We start from the raw sequence: 15,905 nt of genomic DNA, 5'->3' as shown, positions 1-15,905 counted from the left end.
AAGACCTTTAACGAACATATATCATGAACGGATTAAAGAAAATTTTAGGTGTCCTTTGGCTGGCTATTGCTGCCCTGACAGGGTACTTCGGCATCGTACAGTTTGGCTTGCCCAAACTTGCGTCCGGTAAGCAGGATGATCTGGTGTTTGGTATCATCATCTTATTTGTCCTGATGCCGATTGTAGTAGGAGGCTTAGTCACCTTTGGTTTGTATGCCCTCCAGGGCGAATACAGCACAGATGAATAAGCTGGTAATGGGTTAGGTGATCACTAAGCCCGGCGGGTTTCTCGCCGGGCATTAGTTATAAAACGCGATCAGTATGAAGTCGTTACGGTTATTGCCACTGGCCATTCTGTTTTTTGTCCTGTTTACGGAACCCGTTATTTCCATTGCCAACCGGCCGGTGCTGATTGCCGGTATTCCGTTGCTGTATATTTACGTAACCTGTATCTGGCTGCTGATGATTGGTCTGGTAGCCGCAGTACTGCATCAAAACCCGCAGAACGACGATTCGTCACCAACCGATGTCTAGTCTGACCATTACGCTTTGCTCACTGCTTTACCTGAGTATTCTGTTTGGCATTGCTTTCTGGGCCGAAAGGCGTAGCAGGCAGGGCGGGAGCCTGCTCAACAGTCCGTACTTCTATGCGTTGTCGCTGGCGGTTTACTGCACTGCCTGGACGTTTTACGGTAGTGTCGGGCGGGCGGCGTCGGGGGGCATTGAGTTTTTGTCGGTCTACATCGGACCTACGCTGACAGTGCCCCTCTGGTGGTCGGTGCTGCGCAAGATTATCCGCATTTGTAAAGTACAGCGCATCACGAGTATTGCCGATTTTATCTCTGCCCGCTACGGCAAAAACCGTGGGATCGGCGTCATGATTACCATACTCTGTGTGATTGGCATTATTCCCTACATTTCCATTCAGCTAAAGGCAATTGCCGAAAGTTTCGCGGTGTTGTCGGGCCAGTCCCTGGTTGGCCCGACACCCATCTGGCTCAGTGATCAGTCGTTTTACATGACGCTGATTCTGGCGGCCTTTACCATTCTGTTCGGCACCCGTAAACTGGAGGCTACCGAGCGCCACGAGGGACTGGTCACTGCCATTGCGTTTGAATCAGTCATTAAACTCATTGCCTTTGTTGCCGTCGGGGTTTATGTGACCTATGGCCTGTTCGACGGCCCGGCGGATATTTTTGGCCGCGCCGGAAAGCTACCGGAACTCAGGCAGCATTTTGTGTTTCATTCCGGTCATTCGACCACTGAATGGTTGTGGTACATTGTCCTGTCGATGCCCGCCATTCTCTTTCTGCCCCGTCAGTTTCAGGTGGCCGTGGTCGAAAACGTGGATGAACGCCACCTGAATAAAGCCATGTGGTTGTTTCCGCTTTACATGTTTGTGATCTGTCTGTTTGTGTTGCCGCTGGCGTTCGGCGGTAAGCTGATTCTGAATAACCCCATTGACGATGCCGACGTATATGTGCTGTCGTTACCGCTTCACTTCGGCGAAAAGGGCCTTGCATTACTGGCTTATATCGGAGGGTTTTCGGCGGCGTCCAGCATGATTATTGTCGAAACGACAGCGCTAAGTGTAATGATATCCAATAACTTAGTTATGCCGTTGCTGGTAAGCCGTCCGTCATGGCAGAAGCAGATCGGCAACGCCTGGAGTACGTTTGTGATCAACATCCGGCGGCTGGCCATTCTGGGGATGCTGTTGCTGGCCTATGAGTATTACCGTGAAGTATCCCACCATTTTTCGCTGGTTTCGGTCGGTATGATGTCGTTTGCGGCCGTTGCGCAGTTTACGCCGGCCATCATCGGCGGCATTTACTGGAAACGCGGTTCGCAGGCAGGAGCGCGGTTAGGCCTGATCCTCGGCGCATCGGTCTGGTTTTATACCCTGATTGTGCCGACGCTGGTAACAGCCGGTCTGCTGCCTGCACACTGGATGACAGAAGGCCCGATGGGTCAGGGGTGGCTGCGGCCGTATACCTTGTTCGGGCTACAGGGCTTTGACCCGATTTCGCATTCCGTTTTCTGGTCGTTTTTTGTCAATATCGGCGGCTACGTCTGGGGATCGCTATACCGTCCGCAAAGCCCGCTCGACCACAATCAGGCCGTGTTGTTTGTGGATGTTTTCGAGTATGCCCGCCGCTACGACAGTTCGGTGGCCTGGAAAGGGAAGGTGCTGGTCAGCGATCTGAACGCATTGCTCACAACGTTTTTCGGTGAAGAGCGGGCAACGCGTGCCATGGAGCGCTATATGCGTAAACACCAGCTGAATACGCAGAATTACCTCGCAGAGTCACGGCTGGTTAACTACACTGAAAAGCTGCTGGCAGGGGCGGTCGGAACGGCATCGGCCCGTATTTTGATCTCGTCCGTAGCCAAGGAAGAACCCATTGCGCTGGACGAAGTAATTAAGATTCTGAAGGTATCGCACGAATTACTGACCGTTAATAAGGAACTGCGGCGCAAATCCATTGAACTGGAAAAGCTGACGGCACAATTGAAGGAAGCCAATGAGCTGCTGAAGGCCGCCGATCAGCAGAAAGACGATTTCCTGTCGACGGTGACCCACGAAATCCGGACGCCGATAACGGCAATCCGCGCCTTGTCGGAGATTCTGCACGATAATGATGAAATGGATCAGGAAACACGCCGGTATTTTCTGGGTACCATCATCAAGGAGTCGGAGCGGCTAACCCGGCTGATTAATCAGGTACTTGATTTAGAGCGGATCGAGTCCGGCCGGAATAAACTCCTGATGGAGCCGGCTGATATGGCGGCCGTCATTCAGGACGCGGTCGAGAGTGTAGAGCAACTTGCCACTGACAAACGCATGCAGCTGGAGGTCGTTAATACCTGCCCTGATACAACACTGGTCGTTGACCGTGACCGGATCATGCAGGTACTCATCAATTTACTGTCGAACGCCATCAAGTTCTGTGAAGAAGATAAAGGTCATATTCTGGTCAGGGCCGATCTTCAGGGAATGTGGTACGTCGTTGCTGTAGCCGATAACGGGCATGGCATTGACCCCAGGTATCATGCCCTGATCTTCGAAAAATTCTACCAGACTCAGGACCGGAATACCCGCAAGCCCAAAGGCAGTGGTCTGGGGCTGGCTATTACCCGCAAGATACTGGAATTACATAACGGCAGTATCGAGGTTGAGAGCCGCCCCGATCAGGGAGCAACCTTCATCGTCCGGTTACCGTTAACACAGTTTGAGCGGCTTGCATCTGTGCAGGAACTTGGATAAGTCTTGTTCTATTTAAATATTTGTACCTGAGTTTGTGGGGCACAGGAGCAGCCCGCTGCCAGGTGAGGTAACTAATTGAACTATGCTGAAAGTACTGATTGCCGACGATGAGCCTAATATTCTGATGTCTCTCGAATTTCTGATGAAAAAAGAGGGGTACAGGGTATATATTGCCCGGGACGGGGGCGAGGCGTTTGATCTGATTCAGCAGGAAAAACCGGACTTGTTATTACTCGATATCATGATGCCGCGGATGGATGGCTACGAACTTTGTCAGTTCGTGAAACAGCATCCTGACTACCGGCATGCGAAAGTGATCTTCCTGAGTGCCAAAAGTAAAGACCTTGATGTGCAGAAAGGCTATGACGTTGGCGGTGATCTGTATATTCCGAAACCATTCTCAACCCGCGACCTGATCGCAAAAATTAATCAGTTGAAGGCGGCTGCCTGAACAAGACAGCAAACAGCATGATACGACAGTTACAGCGCAGCGATTACCGGCCGGTAATCGCTGCGCTGCGTTTTACGTGACTGTAAATTAACAGATAAGCCGTTTCCAGGCAGCAGGTTATATTAAAATAGTTGTCTATAGCAATTTAGCGAAGTTTTGTAGCTTAAATACTGTCCTTTTTGCCGGGAGCTCTCTACCTTTAGTCTGTAATTTGACAATTCCCTTAATTTTTTGACCTATGCATAGTCTGACTACACAATCCTACAAAGAGCGCTATGCCAGCAGTTTAGCCGACCCTGAGGCATTCTGGGCCGAACAGGCACAGTACATTCCCTGGTACACTGCACCCACTCAAATCCTGTCGACCGACGACGAGGGGCTGACCCGCTGGTATACGGGCGGAAAACTGAATACCTGCTATGCGGCCGTTGATTACCATGTTGAACAAGGGCGGGGGGCGCAAACGGCTCTGATCTATGACTCACCGGTAACAAAAACCGTACAGACGTTTACCTATAGCGAATTACAGGATGAGGTGTCGCGGCTGGCAGGGTTGCTGCAAACGCTGGGGGTCGGAAAGGGAGATACAGTTGTCATTTATATGCCTATGGTGCCCGAAGCTGCCTTCGCCTTACTGGCCTGTGCCCGCATCGGTGCCATTCACTCGGTCGTGTTCGGCGGGTTTGCGCCCCACGAACTGGCGATCCGTATTGACGATGCTAAACCAACGGTAATTCTGTCGGCGTCGTGCGGTATTGAATTTGAAAAGGTAATTCCCTATAAACCACTGTTAGACGAAGCCCTTCGTCAGTCAGCACATCAGCCGGTCCGCTGCCTGATTCTGCAACGGCCTATGCATCCGGCAGCGCTTCATCCGCGCCGTGATCTGGACTGGCAGGCGTCTGTTGCGCAGGCAAATCCGGTTGGCTGCATACCGCTGGATGCCACCGATCCATTGTATATCCTGTATACGTCCGGCACGACCGGAAAACCCAAGGGCATTGTCCGTGATAACGGCGGGCATGCGGTTGCGCTGGCCTATAGCCTGCGGGCCATCTATGACGTAAAGCCCGGGGATGTATTCTGGGCCGCTTCTGATGTGGGCTGGGTTGTAGGACACAGCTACATTGTCTACGGCCCGCTGATTCAGGGCTGCACTACAGTTTTGTTTGAAGGAAAACCCGTCCGGACGCCGGATGCCGGTACGTTCTGGCGGGTAATTGAGCAGCATGGTGTTAACGTACTGTTCACCGCTCCGACGGCGTTCCGCGCGATCCGGAAGGAAGATCCGGAAGCCTTGCTGCGGAACAAGTATGATATAAGCAGCCTGCGGTACCTGTTCCTGGCCGGTGAGCGGTGCGACCCGCCAACGCTGCACTGGTTGCAGGAGGTGGTGCCGGTGCCGGTGATCGACCACTGGTGGCAGACCGAATCCGGCTGGCCGATGGTCGCCAATCAGATGGGAATTGAGCCGGTGCCGGTGAAGGCTGGTTCGGCTACCTGGCCGGTCTGTGGCTTCAATCTACAGATTCTGGGAGAAAACGGGCAACCGCTCGGGCCGGATGAAGAAGGGTATGTGTGCCTTAAATTGCCGCTGCCGCCGGGCAGCCTGCCGACGCTCTGGAACGATACGCCGCGGTTCCGGCAATCCTACCTGAGCCGTTTTCCGGGGTATTACCTGACCGGTGACGGCGGTTATATCGACGACGACGGGTATGTGTACATCATGGGGCGCGTCGACGATGTGATCAATGTGGCCGGACACCGGCTGTCAACCGGCGAAATGGAAGAAATGGTCGGCAGTCATCCGGCTGTAGCAGAATGCGCGGTGATTGGTATTGCCGATGAACTGCGCGGGCAGCGGCCGGTTGGACTGGTGGTCCTGAAAGACGGGGTTGAGGTTGATGAGCCGCATCTGGAAGCAGAGCTGGTCGGCATCATCCGTGACCGGATCGGGGCGGTGGCCTATTTCCGGAACGCACTGGTGGTAAAACGGCTCCCGAAAACCCGTTCCGGAAAAATTTTGCGGAAAACCATCCGGCAGATAGCCGATGGCGAGCCTTATGCCGTACCATCTACAATTGATGATCCGGCTATTCTGGACGAAATCCGGGCCAGGCTGATGACGCAGAATATTGGCCATGCCTTCCGCTTCCAGGCGATATGATTGGACAATACTCTTACAGAATTGCCGAATACTATCATTTTGGTTATTCTATACTATTTTAGCAAAGTTTTAACGTAGAAACGTTCCATTTTTCAAAAGGAGGTTTCTACCTTTAACCCGACATTTGACAATTCCTTTAATTTTTTGACCTATGCGTATCCGAACCTTTGACGAATATCAGGCTGCATATAATCATAGCGTAGAAGACCCGGAAGGTTTCTGGGCAGAGATTGCTCAGGAATTCCAATGGCGGAAACCCTGGAAAAAAGTACTTCAGTGGAACTTCGAAAAAGCGGAAACCAAGTGGTTTCAGGGCGGTAAACTGAACATCACTGAAAACGCACTGGACCGTAACGTGCGGGAACGCCCGAACTATCCGGCGATCATCTGGGAGCCTAATGACCCGCATGAGCCAAGCGTTACGTTTACCTATAAAATGCTGCATGAATATGTCTGCCGCTTTGCTAATGTATTGAAACGCAATGGCGTGCAGAAAGGCGACCGCGTCTGTATCTACATGCCGATGGTACCTGAACTGGCCGTGGCCGTACTGGCCTGTGCCCGGATCGGTGCGATTCACTCAGTGGTATTCGGTGGTTTCTCGGCGCAGTCAATCGCTGACCGGATCAATGACTCGGCGTGTTCGGTCGTCATAACGTCGGACGGGGCGTCGCGCGGTAACAAGCAGATTCCGATGAAAGATACCGTGGATGATGCCCTGATCGGCTGCCCGACGGTGAAGAAAGTCATTGTGTTAACCCACACCCGTACGGCCGTGTCGATGCTGAAAGGCCGCGACGTATGGTGGGAGGCTGAAATGAAACAGGTGACTTCGGATTGCCCGGCCGAAGAAATGGACGCCGAAGATCCGCTCTTCATTCTCTATACTTCCGGATCAACCGGCAAGCCGAAAGGCGTCGTGCATACCTGCGGCGGCTATATGGTTTTTGCCGCCTATACTTTCCAGAATGTGTTTCAGTATGAGCCCGGCGACATCCATTTCTGTACCGCCGATATTGGCTGGATTACCGGTCACAGCTACATCGTCTATGGTCCGTTGCTGACGGGTGCTACTTCGCTGATGTTCGAAGGGGTACCGACCTATCCGGACGCCGGCCGTTTCTGGGATATTGTCGATAAGCATAAGGTTAATATTCTTTACACGGCACCAACGGCGATCCGGTCGCTGATGGGTTTCGGCCTGCAACCGCTCGAAGGCAAAGACCTGAGCAGTCTGCGCGTACTGGGTTCAGTCGGGGAGCCGATCAACGAAGAAGCATGGCACTGGTACGATGAGCATATCGGTAAAGGGAACTGCCCGATTGTCGATACGTGGTGGCAAACCGAAACCGGCGGTATCCTGATTTCCCCGCTGGCCGGCATCACCAAAACCAAACCAACGTACGCGACTCTGCCGCTGCCGGGCGTTCAGCCGATTCTGGTTGATGAAAACGGCAAGGAAATCGAAGGCAACGGCGTGAGCGGTAACCTGTGCATTAAATTCCCGTGGCCGGGCATTATCCGGACTACATGGGGCGACCACGAGCGCTGCCGGACCAACTATTTCGCAACCTATCCGGGCCTGTATTTCACCGGCGACGGTTGTCTGCGCGATGAAGACGGATATTACCGGATTACGGGCCGTGTCGATGACGTGCTGAACGTATCAGGCCACCGGATTGGTACTGCCGAGGTTGAAAACGCCATCAATATGCACACCGGCGTGGTAGAAAGTGCGGTGGTAGGCTACCCGCACGACATCAAAGGCCAGGGCATTTATGCCTATGTGATCACGGAGAGCGATCCGGACCACGAAGTAGACCTGATCCGCCGCGATATTCTGGCAACGGTAAGCCGGATTATCGGGCCGATTGCCAAGCCGGATAAAATTCAGTTTGTAAAAGGGCTGCCTAAAACCCGTTCAGGTAAAATCATGCGCCGTATTCTCCGCAAAATTGCCGAGGGCGACGTATCAAACCTGGGCGATACATCAACACTGCTTGATCCGTCGGTAGTCGATGACATCAAGACCGGTGCGTTAGTCGAAGTAAAAGCTTAATTAGTGTTTGTTTGATTCTCGCGGAACCCCGTCTGACGTTGCGTTGGGCGGGGTTTTTGTTTGTTGCCATGTAAACTCTTCGGGCGGCATGCCTGTTGAAGGATAAAACCAAAACGACGATTTATGAAAGCAGTTGTTCTGACAGACTGGGGAGGAGCGGAGAACTTTACAGTGCAGGAAGTTGCTAAACCCGCCATTAAGGCCGACGAAGTACTGATTCAGGTAAAAGCATTCGGTGTGAATCCCGCCGATTATAAGACACGGAGCGGCGTTGCGCCTTACGCAAAAGCCTATTCACATCCGATTATTCTGGGCTGGGACGCCGCCGGTGAAGTTGTGGAAACCGGTGAAAACGTTACCCGGTTCAGCGTTGGTGATGCGGTATATGGCATGATTAACTTTCCGTCGCCCGCACACGCCTATGCGGAATACATTGCTGCCCCCGAAGCGCATCTGGCCCTGAAGCCTGAGGGCCTTTCGTTCGAGGCAGCGGCGGCTGCACCGCTGGCCGCCCTGACCGCGTTTCAGGGGTTACTGGAACATGGCAGACTTCAGGCGGGGGAAACCGTACTGATTCAGGCGGCGTCGGGTGGCGTTGGTCACCTGGCCGTTCAGATTGCGAAAGCGTACGGTGCCCGCGTGATCGGGACCGCATCGGGCAAAAACGAAGCCTTTGTCAACTCGCTGGGCGCCGACGAATTCATTGACTATAAAACGACCAAAGTAGCCGACGCCGTCAGCAATGTTGATCTGGTATTTGACTGCTCGGGCGCCGATACCATTTTTGAGTCGGCAAAGGTGCTGAAGCCGGGCGGCCGGCTCATTTCAATTGCCTACGGAGCGATGGATAAAGTCCTGGCCGAACGCCCCGACATCCACGCCGAACGGATCCTGGTACATACGAGTGCTGCGGATATGGAAAGCATCAGTAACCTGATTGCCGATGGAAAACTGACCATTACCGTACAGGCAGTACTACCGGCAGACCACATGCCCGAAGCGCATCAGCAGCTGGAAAGCCGCCGTACTTCCGGTAAGATTGTGCTTCATTTTTAAGGGATTAAAAAAAATAAATAACCCGGAAAGGCTCTGATGAAACGTCAGAGCCTTTTTTTATGAACTGTAGTGCAGGATCGCAACGATATTCGGTAAATTGACGTATTAGACAAACAAATGTGGCGTCTTTAAGAACTATAGTGCCATAATGAGGTAGTAAGGCGAGTGTGTGTTAAGCAAGTATTTGGTTTGAGCGTCAACGTTTACTTAAAGTATTATGCGACTGCCGGTTTCACCAGTTATCCGCTGGGTTATTCTGATGTGTTTGGCAATACCTGCCCTGGCTACCCATCAGGTCGGCGGGCAGCTAGAAATGCAGGCGGTTGGGGATGTACCCGGACACTTTAAAGTTGTTGTTACGAATTATCTGGAAAACAATTCAAGCGGGAATGAAATTACAGGGGGGCGGGTTGGAATTTACCGGAAAAGAGATGATGTACAAATGCTGGTGTTTAATGTAAACATCATTGGTGGACGTACTCCTGTTGTTTATACTAATAGTTTATGTGCTAACCAACGATCAAAAGATATGATCGTTGCCGTTTATCAGGCAGAAATACAACTTGCTCCGAGTGAATATAATGATGAATTAGGTTATTATATGTCTTTTCAAACCCGGAACCGTAATAATGACATCAATAATATAATTGACCCAGGTAGAACTGGCTTTACATTCTATTTGGAGTTTCCGGCTTTGCAGCGTGCCGGGGGGTATTATAAAAATTCATCTCCTCACTTTCCGGCCATCAACGGAGAATATGTTTGTATCAACCAGCCATTCACATATGCATTTGGAGGGACTGATCCGGACGGGGATGAACTGCGTTATAGCATGATAACTCCGTTAAATCATAAAAGTACTAATGGTAATGGAAACAATAACGCGCTGTCGGCCGGTCCCTATCCGGATATAAATTGGGTATCCGGATATAGTGAAACAAATTCTATAACCGGGAATCCTACGTTAAATATAGACCCCCAAACCGGACAACTATCAGTTACCGCTGACAAGCTCGGGTTATACGTGTTCGCAGTTAAAGTAGAAGAATACCGCAACGGGGTTAAAATAGGGGAGGTCCGGCGTGATTTTCAGTTTCTGGTCATCGACTGCCCGCCCCCGGTGAAACTGGATCCGGTTGCGAATATTGTCAGCCAGCCAACGTCGATGACTTCGACAACCATCTGTCAGGGAGCAACCATTAGTTTACAGACGAACACCAATTCTATGTGGGTGTATCAATGGCGGCGGGATGGTACGAACCTGGCCAATGCCACCTCAACCACGCTGACTGTCAAAGATCCCGGCAAATATACCGTGCTGGCTTCACTGAGTACAACCTGTGGTATGTCGGTCGAATCCAACGCGATTCTGCTGACGGTGATTGATGTCAGTCCGGCGATTAAGGAAAGCGGACATTTGTGTGCAACCGATGGGTCGGTCAGTTTCTCCACGACCGCCATGGCCAATACCCGGTTTCAGTGGTATTACAATTATAGCCAGATGCCGGGGCAGACGCATGATTCGGTGCGGGTAAGCCAGCCGGGTGTGTATTTTGTGCAGGGAATTGATACAAAATACGGGTGTGTGGGGAACAGCCAATCGCTCACCATTACGCGGTCGGCGGCCGTATCGGCTACCATCAGCTCATTGGCGGGTCATAATAAGCTCTGTCCCAATGACTCACTGGCACTTGGGGCCGGCGGTGGTGTCAGCTACATCTGGCAGAAAGATAACGGCGTTTTACCAGGTGTCACAGGCACCAGCTATACCACAAAGGTGATCGGTGTATTCAGTCTGACCGCGATTGATACCTATGGATGTACCGGCGTATCTCCTTCATTTACGGTGGTTTCCGTGGCACCGGTTGTGGTAACCATGACGGCGGTGTCTGCGGTCTGCGGATCGGCTGCCGCTGCCTATTCGCTGAACGGGAGCCCGTCCGGCGGCGTGTTTTCGGGGAGTGGGGTAACCGGCAGCCAGTTCAGCCCGGCACTGGCTGGCGTGGGCGACCATGTGCTTACGTATAGCGTGCGGCCGGCGCCTGAATGTGCCCCGACGACGGCGACGCAGGTGGCCGTTGTATCGCCGGTGCCGACCATTCAGATGCCGGATACCATGACCACCTTCAAAGGCAATACCTTTACGCTGCAACCTGCCATGACCGGCAATCCGGACTGGTATAACTGGCAGCCGCCACTGTATTTGTCCGAAACCAGCGTCGCCGCCCCCACGGTTACGGATATTCAGAAAGATATTACCTATGCACTATGGGTGAAAAACCAGTATGGTTGCGAAGCCAAAGATTCCATTCTGATCATTGTAGTAGAACGGTTATGGGTACCGGATGCTTTCACGCCCAATCGTGATGGTGTCAATGATGTCTGGGTACTGCACGGGATTGAAGCCTTTCCGGATGCCGAAATCACGATATTTAACCGCTGGGGAGAGGTAATTTACTGGTCGCAGAAAGGCTATACAGAACCGTTTAACGGTATTTTCCAGGGCAACGAGCTGGCTACGGGCCCTTATCCGTACATTATCAAACCTGCGCCCCGGCATCCGGAACTACGCGGAACGGTTTCTATTCTCCGCTGACGGCCGGTTGCAAAACAGAGGGTTGTTCGCTAATTTGCCCGGATTGGCCGCATGGCCCGTCAACAACCTGCATTAGCTGATTACCCTCATGAAAAACAGCGCGCTCTCTGTTAGCCTGATACTTGCGCTTTTAACCGGCCCCGCAACCCTTCCGGGTGTTTCGCGGCCCCGTCCTAAACCAAAAGCCAGACCTGTGCGGCCAATCCTCGAAACCGGTGTGTCAAGTGCATTGGCCATGCATCGCAAAGAGACCATTACAGACCTCGGGTATACCTTAACGCTTGCCATTCCGGAAGCCAAAACTGCCCCGATTCCGGCCTCCGAAACGATTTCATTCGACTGGAAAAAAACGGATGTTCCGCTTCAGATCGATTTTAAGGAGCAGCGACAGGCCATTCAGCGGGTGGCCGTAAATGGTGTTGATATTCCGGTAGTCTTTGATAAAGAGCATATTATCGTTACGCCGGCACAACTGAAAGCCGGTAAGAATCAGATTGCCATTCAGTTTACAGCGGGTAATCTGTCACTGAACCGGAACGACGATTTTCTGTATACCCTGCTGGTGCCCGACCGTGCCAGAACTGTTTTTCCCTGTTTTGATCAGCCAAACCTGAAAGCCACCTTTCAGCTGACAATGACTGTACCGCAGGCCTGGAAGGCGATGACCAATGCCCCGCTGCTGGATTCGGCGGTAGCTGCCGGTAAAACAACCTACCGGTTTGCGCCGACGGCCCGCATCAGCCCGTATCTGTTTTCGTTTGTTGCCGGTAAGTTTAATGCGGTTGAGCAAAAACCAGCCGGTTGGCCGATGCGTTTTTTTCACCGCGAGACCGACACCACAAAAATCCGGCTGAGTATGGAGCCGGTATTCGGCATACATGCCGACGCGCTGACGTTTCTGGAAGACTATACGCAGCTTAAATACCCGTTTGACAAGTTTGATTTTGCGGCCATTCCTGATTTTCAGTATGGTGGCATGGAACACGTCGGTGCCATTCAGTACCGGTCATCGAGCCTGTTTCTGGACAACGGGGCTACCCGCGATCAGAAACTGAGCCGTGCAACCCTGATTGCGCACGAAACGGCCCATATGTGGTTCGGTGATCTGGTAACGATGCAGTGGTTTAACGATGTCTGGATGAAAGAGGTGTTTGCCAACTTCATCGCCGATAAAATTACGCAGGTCAGTATGCCGGGCGGCAATTATGATCTGGAGTTTCTGCTGGCCCATTTTCCAGCGGCCTATGATGTTGACCGGACCAAAGGAGCAAACCCGATAGAACAGCCGCTGGCCAATCTGCAGGAAGCCGGTACGCTCTACGGCGGGATTATCTACCACAAAGCCCCGATTATGATGCGGCAGCTGGAGCGATTGATGGGGAAGGATGCCCTGCGGGACGGTTTGCGGGAGTACCTCAAAAAATACGCCTTTGGCAATGCTACCTGGCCTGATCTGATTGCGATCCTGGATGCCCGGACACCGGTCGATCTACAGAAGTGGAACCGCGTCTGGGTCAACGAGACGGGCCGTCCGCAGTTCAGTTACCAGTTACTGTCGGCTGGCGGTAAGATTACCCGCCTGTCGGTCAGCCAGCGGGGCGAAGACGGACAGGCCCGTACCTGGCCACAGTTTTTTGAGGTAGCACTCGTGTATCCTGATCATGTTGAGGAGTTAACGGTCGATATGAAGCAGGCAGGATCCGTACTAACCGAGGCAACCGGCAAACCGACACCGTTGTTTGTCTTGTTTAACTCCTCGGGGCAGGGCTATGGGTTGTTTCCGGTCGATACCCGGATGCTGTCCGGCATGAGCAGGCTGACCAATCCGGTGATGCGGGCAAGTGCCTACATTAACCTCTACGAAAACATGCTCAGCGGCAAATGGGTTAGTCCGGCACAGATCGGCAAGCTCTATACCAGCTTGCTGGGCACGGAGAAAGAAGAACTGAACCTGCGGCTGCTGACTGGTCAGCTGTCGGATATTTTCTGGCGGTTTACAAAACCCGAAGACCGTACCGCTCTGGCGGCCGAACTGGAAACGACCATCTGGAATGTGATGCAGCAGCAGCCGGATGCGAATAAGAAAAAACTCCTGTTCCGCTGTTATCAGAGTATCGCCTCCGGTACCGAAGCTAAAGACCGGTTATATGCGATCTGGAAAGACCAGAAAGCACCGAACGGCGTCAAACTGACCGAAGACGATTACACTAGTCTGGCGCTTGCCCTGGCCGTACGGGATTATCCGGCCGAAGGTATTCTGACCCAACAGCTCAGCCGTATTCAAAACACGGATCGCCGCAAGCGGCTACAGTTTATGATGCCCGCCCTGTCGGCAAAGGCCGGGGAGCGGGATGCTTTTTTCGCCTCGCTGAAAGACCCTGCTAATCGCGAGCGGGAGGCGTGGGTAACGGGAGCACTGGGCTACCTGCACCACCCGCTACGGGCCGGTACATCCGCTGCATATGTGCAGGAAAGCCTGGAACTGCTGGAAGAAATTCAGCGGACAGGTGATATCTTTTTCCCGGAATCGTGGATGCGGGCAACGCTGGGCAGTTATCAGTCGCCGGCAGTGGCTAATACTGTGAAAACCTTTCTGGCAAAGCGTCCGCAGTACAATCCACGCCTGAAAGCGAAAGTATTACAGGCCGCTGACGGCGTATTCCGGTCAGCACACCTGCTTTATCCGAAGTCTTAGGCCCTTGATTCCGGGAAGGCCTGCCCAACCGTAGCGTGTATCCCGGCGCTGATATCGTCGAGCGGTAAGTCATTCGAATCGGTGCCGAAGGGGTCTTCGATCTCTTCGGCAATAACTTCCAGGCTGGCCAGTACGTAAAAGATAAAGATGACAAACGGAATAACCAGATAGTGCAGGCTGAACACATACCCCAGCGGCAGGGTTATGCAGTAAAAAATGATGAATTTCTTCAGGAAAGCGCTATACGAATAAGGGATCGGCGTTTTACGGATACGCTCACAGGCGCCGCATACATCCATCAGACTTTGCAGCTCAGGATTAAGAAACAGCAGGTGCTCCGGCAGCAGGATACCCCGCCGCTGGAGATCAACGGTCTGAGCCATAATGGCGCCGGCAATCTGATTCGGGATATGGTCATACTGACGAAGATCATATAGTTTAAATAAGCTGGTCTCCGTAAATTCAGCCGCCAGAAAATGGCTTCGTAAATGATTCTTCAGCGCAAAGGCAAAATTAGGAATCATGAACCGATAGAAATTCCGTTCATTGACATGTTTTTCCGGTATAAGTGTGTTGATTTTCAGCGCCAGATTTCTGCTGTTGTTGACGAGTGAGCCCCAAAGTCGGCGGCCTTCCCACCAGCGGTCATAGGCAGTATTGGTCCGGAACACGAGTAACATCGAGATCACAAAGCCAAGCAGCGAGTGCATCAGTGAGATATTCCGCAGATCGGAGGTATCCCTGAGCTCCCATATATCAATAATCAGGTAAGAGATGCCGAGTGAATAAATGCCCATCACGAACATATAGGGCATTAGTTTACGAACGGTATCCGCTTTCGGAAAATTGATGAAAAAGCGAAGCCATTCTTTTGAATCGTAGTTAACCATCAGCGTTGATCAGCGTTTAGAACCCAAAAATACAGCTGCGCTCAAAAAAGTTATCAAGATTAGATCAAAAGTCAATCTATAATAGCGAAAAGCATATAAAGAATAGTATATTTGAAGGCTATTGGTATATGATCACATAGCAGGAATATGTAATACCGATCCTAGTATAATATGCTTTATTTGTCTGATGATGAGGTGTTTGTGTGAGGTCGGGTGCTTATCGATTCAGTAAGCATGAAGTGCCAAAAAAAGCAGAAAGATGAATGAACTGAAACAGTCAACCGATTCAGCAAAGGCGCATGCTGCCTTAGGATCTGTTGATTCTTTAGCGTTATATAATCGCTTCGGGGCAATCGCTTATGGAATGATTCTGCAGATTGTGCCGCAGGAAGCCCTTGCCCAGCAGATTCTGGTAGATGTATTCTCGTCTGCGGAGCTGAAACACTGCTACACAAAAACGGGGAGTGCCCTTGCGTGTATCATAAAAATAACGCGGGAAAAGGCATTCGGCGCGAAGCAAATACTGGAAAAAGATGTGACGAATGGGTCAGGTAGCGTCTCAAAAAAAGAGGTGCTGACCCCTGAAGTATTATTTAATCTGTCGTATAAGCAAGGCGTACCGCTGGACACTATTGCCAGTCAGTATGGTATCGCCAAGCCTGACATTTTGAAGGCAATCCGGGAGTATGTAAAATCTTTTCGTAAACTGTAACTTATCTTAAC

Annotated in this window: 11 protein-coding genes; 10 read left to right on the top strand and 1 reads right to left on the bottom strand. The window is 51.9% G+C overall.

What is annotated here, in order from left to right; genetic code table 11:
- Positions 1 to 23: 23 nt before the first annotated feature.
- The 9 genes from AC23NW_RS30730 (at position 24) to AC23NW_RS30690 (ending at position 14,292) form a co-directional block, all read left to right on the top strand.
- Positions 24 to 248 carry a DUF6814 family protein gene (locus AC23NW_RS30730; protein ID WP_293833133.1) on the top strand — a complete coding sequence of 75 codons (225 nt, stop codon included), beginning with the start codon at positions 24 to 26 and terminating at the stop codon, positions 246 to 248.
- Positions 249 to 321: 73 nt separating this feature from the next.
- Positions 322 to 534, top strand: a complete 213-nt coding sequence (locus AC23NW_RS30725) for a hypothetical protein (RefSeq protein ID WP_293833135.1) — start codon at positions 322 to 324, stop codon at positions 532 to 534.
- On the top strand, positions 527 to 3,268 hold the full coding sequence (locus AC23NW_RS30720) for an ATP-binding protein (RefSeq protein ID WP_487454343.1): 2,742 nt from the start codon (positions 527 to 529) through the stop codon (positions 3,266 to 3,268). The genes AC23NW_RS30725 and AC23NW_RS30720 overlap by 8 nt, the downstream gene beginning before the upstream one ends.
- A gap of 82 nt (positions 3,269 to 3,350) precedes the next feature.
- Positions 3,351 to 3,719, top strand: a complete 369-nt coding sequence (locus AC23NW_RS30715) for a response regulator transcription factor (RefSeq protein ID WP_293833139.1) — start codon at positions 3,351 to 3,353, stop codon at positions 3,717 to 3,719.
- A gap of 238 nt (positions 3,720 to 3,957) precedes the next feature.
- Positions 3,958 to 5,886, top strand: coding sequence for a propionyl-CoA synthetase (locus AC23NW_RS30710; RefSeq protein ID WP_487454341.1), 1,929 nt, complete (start codon positions 3,958 to 3,960; stop codon positions 5,884 to 5,886).
- Between the two features lie 151 nt (positions 5,887 to 6,037).
- Positions 6,038 to 7,945, top strand: a complete 1,908-nt coding sequence (gene acs, locus AC23NW_RS30705; RefSeq protein ID WP_293833143.1) for an acetate--CoA ligase — start codon at positions 6,038 to 6,040, stop codon at positions 7,943 to 7,945.
- A gap of 123 nt (positions 7,946 to 8,068) precedes the next feature.
- On the top strand, positions 8,069 to 9,001 hold the full coding sequence (locus AC23NW_RS30700; RefSeq protein WP_487454339.1) for an NADP-dependent oxidoreductase: 933 nt from the start codon (positions 8,069 to 8,071) through the stop codon (positions 8,999 to 9,001).
- A gap of 1,024 nt (positions 9,002 to 10,025) precedes the next feature.
- Positions 10,026 to 11,597, top strand: a complete 1,572-nt coding sequence (locus AC23NW_RS30695) for a T9SS type B sorting domain-containing protein (RefSeq protein ID WP_487454337.1) — start codon at positions 10,026 to 10,028, stop codon at positions 11,595 to 11,597.
- An 88-nt stretch (positions 11,598 to 11,685) separates the two neighbouring features.
- On the top strand, positions 11,686 to 14,292 hold the full coding sequence (locus tag AC23NW_RS30690; RefSeq protein ID WP_487454335.1) for a M1 family metallopeptidase: 2,607 nt from the start codon (positions 11,686 to 11,688) through the stop codon (positions 14,290 to 14,292).
- On the opposite strand, the gene AC23NW_RS30685 is transcribed toward AC23NW_RS30690, so the two are convergent.
- Positions 14,289 to 15,182, bottom strand: coding sequence for a bestrophin family protein (locus AC23NW_RS30685; protein ID WP_487454334.1), 894 nt, complete (start codon positions 15,180 to 15,182; stop codon positions 14,289 to 14,291). The two genes, AC23NW_RS30690 and AC23NW_RS30685, sit on opposite strands and share 4 nt — an antisense overlap.
- A gap of 259 nt (positions 15,183 to 15,441) precedes the next feature.
- Between AC23NW_RS30685 and AC23NW_RS30680 the strand changes: the two genes are divergently transcribed.
- Positions 15,442 to 15,894 (top strand): hypothetical protein, encoded by a 453-nt coding sequence (locus tag AC23NW_RS30680; protein ID WP_293833151.1) that lies wholly within the window; start codon positions 15,442 to 15,444, stop codon positions 15,892 to 15,894.
- Positions 15,895 to 15,905 lie beyond the last annotated feature (11 nt).

It is taken from the genome of Arsenicibacter sp. R0_47 (assembly GCF_057652235.1).
The sequence above is the reverse complement of the archived record's forward strand: the minus strand, read 5'-3'. Positions and strand labels throughout refer to the sequence as shown.

Excerpts from the sequence above, each read along its gene's own strand:
- AC23NW_RS30715 (WP_293833139.1), top strand. The coding sequence starts at position 3,351 with ATGCTGAAAGTACTGATTGCCGACGATGAGCCTAATATTCTGATGTCT.
- acs (WP_293833143.1), top strand. The coding sequence starts at position 6,038 with ATGCGTATCCGAACCTTTGACGAATATCAGGCTGCATATAATCATAGC.
- AC23NW_RS30680 (WP_293833151.1), top strand. The coding sequence starts at position 15,442 with ATGAATGAACTGAAACAGTCAACCGATTCAGCAAAGGCGCATGCTGCC.
- AC23NW_RS30690 (WP_487454335.1), top strand. The coding sequence starts at position 11,686 with ATGAAAAACAGCGCGCTCTCTGTTAGCCTGATACTTGCGCTTTTAACC.
- AC23NW_RS30685 (WP_487454334.1), bottom strand. The coding sequence starts at position 15,182 with ATGGTTAACTACGATTCAAAAGAATGGCTTCGCTTTTTCATCAATTTT.
- AC23NW_RS30700 (WP_487454339.1), top strand. The coding sequence starts at position 8,069 with ATGAAAGCAGTTGTTCTGACAGACTGGGGAGGAGCGGAGAACTTTACA.
- AC23NW_RS30710 (WP_487454341.1), top strand. The coding sequence starts at position 3,958 with ATGCATAGTCTGACTACACAATCCTACAAAGAGCGCTATGCCAGCAGT.
- AC23NW_RS30730 (WP_293833133.1), top strand. The coding sequence starts at position 24 with ATGAACGGATTAAAGAAAATTTTAGGTGTCCTTTGGCTGGCTATTGCT.
- AC23NW_RS30720 (WP_487454343.1), top strand. The coding sequence starts at position 527 with ATGTCTAGTCTGACCATTACGCTTTGCTCACTGCTTTACCTGAGTATT.
- AC23NW_RS30725 (WP_293833135.1), top strand. The coding sequence starts at position 322 with ATGAAGTCGTTACGGTTATTGCCACTGGCCATTCTGTTTTTTGTCCTG.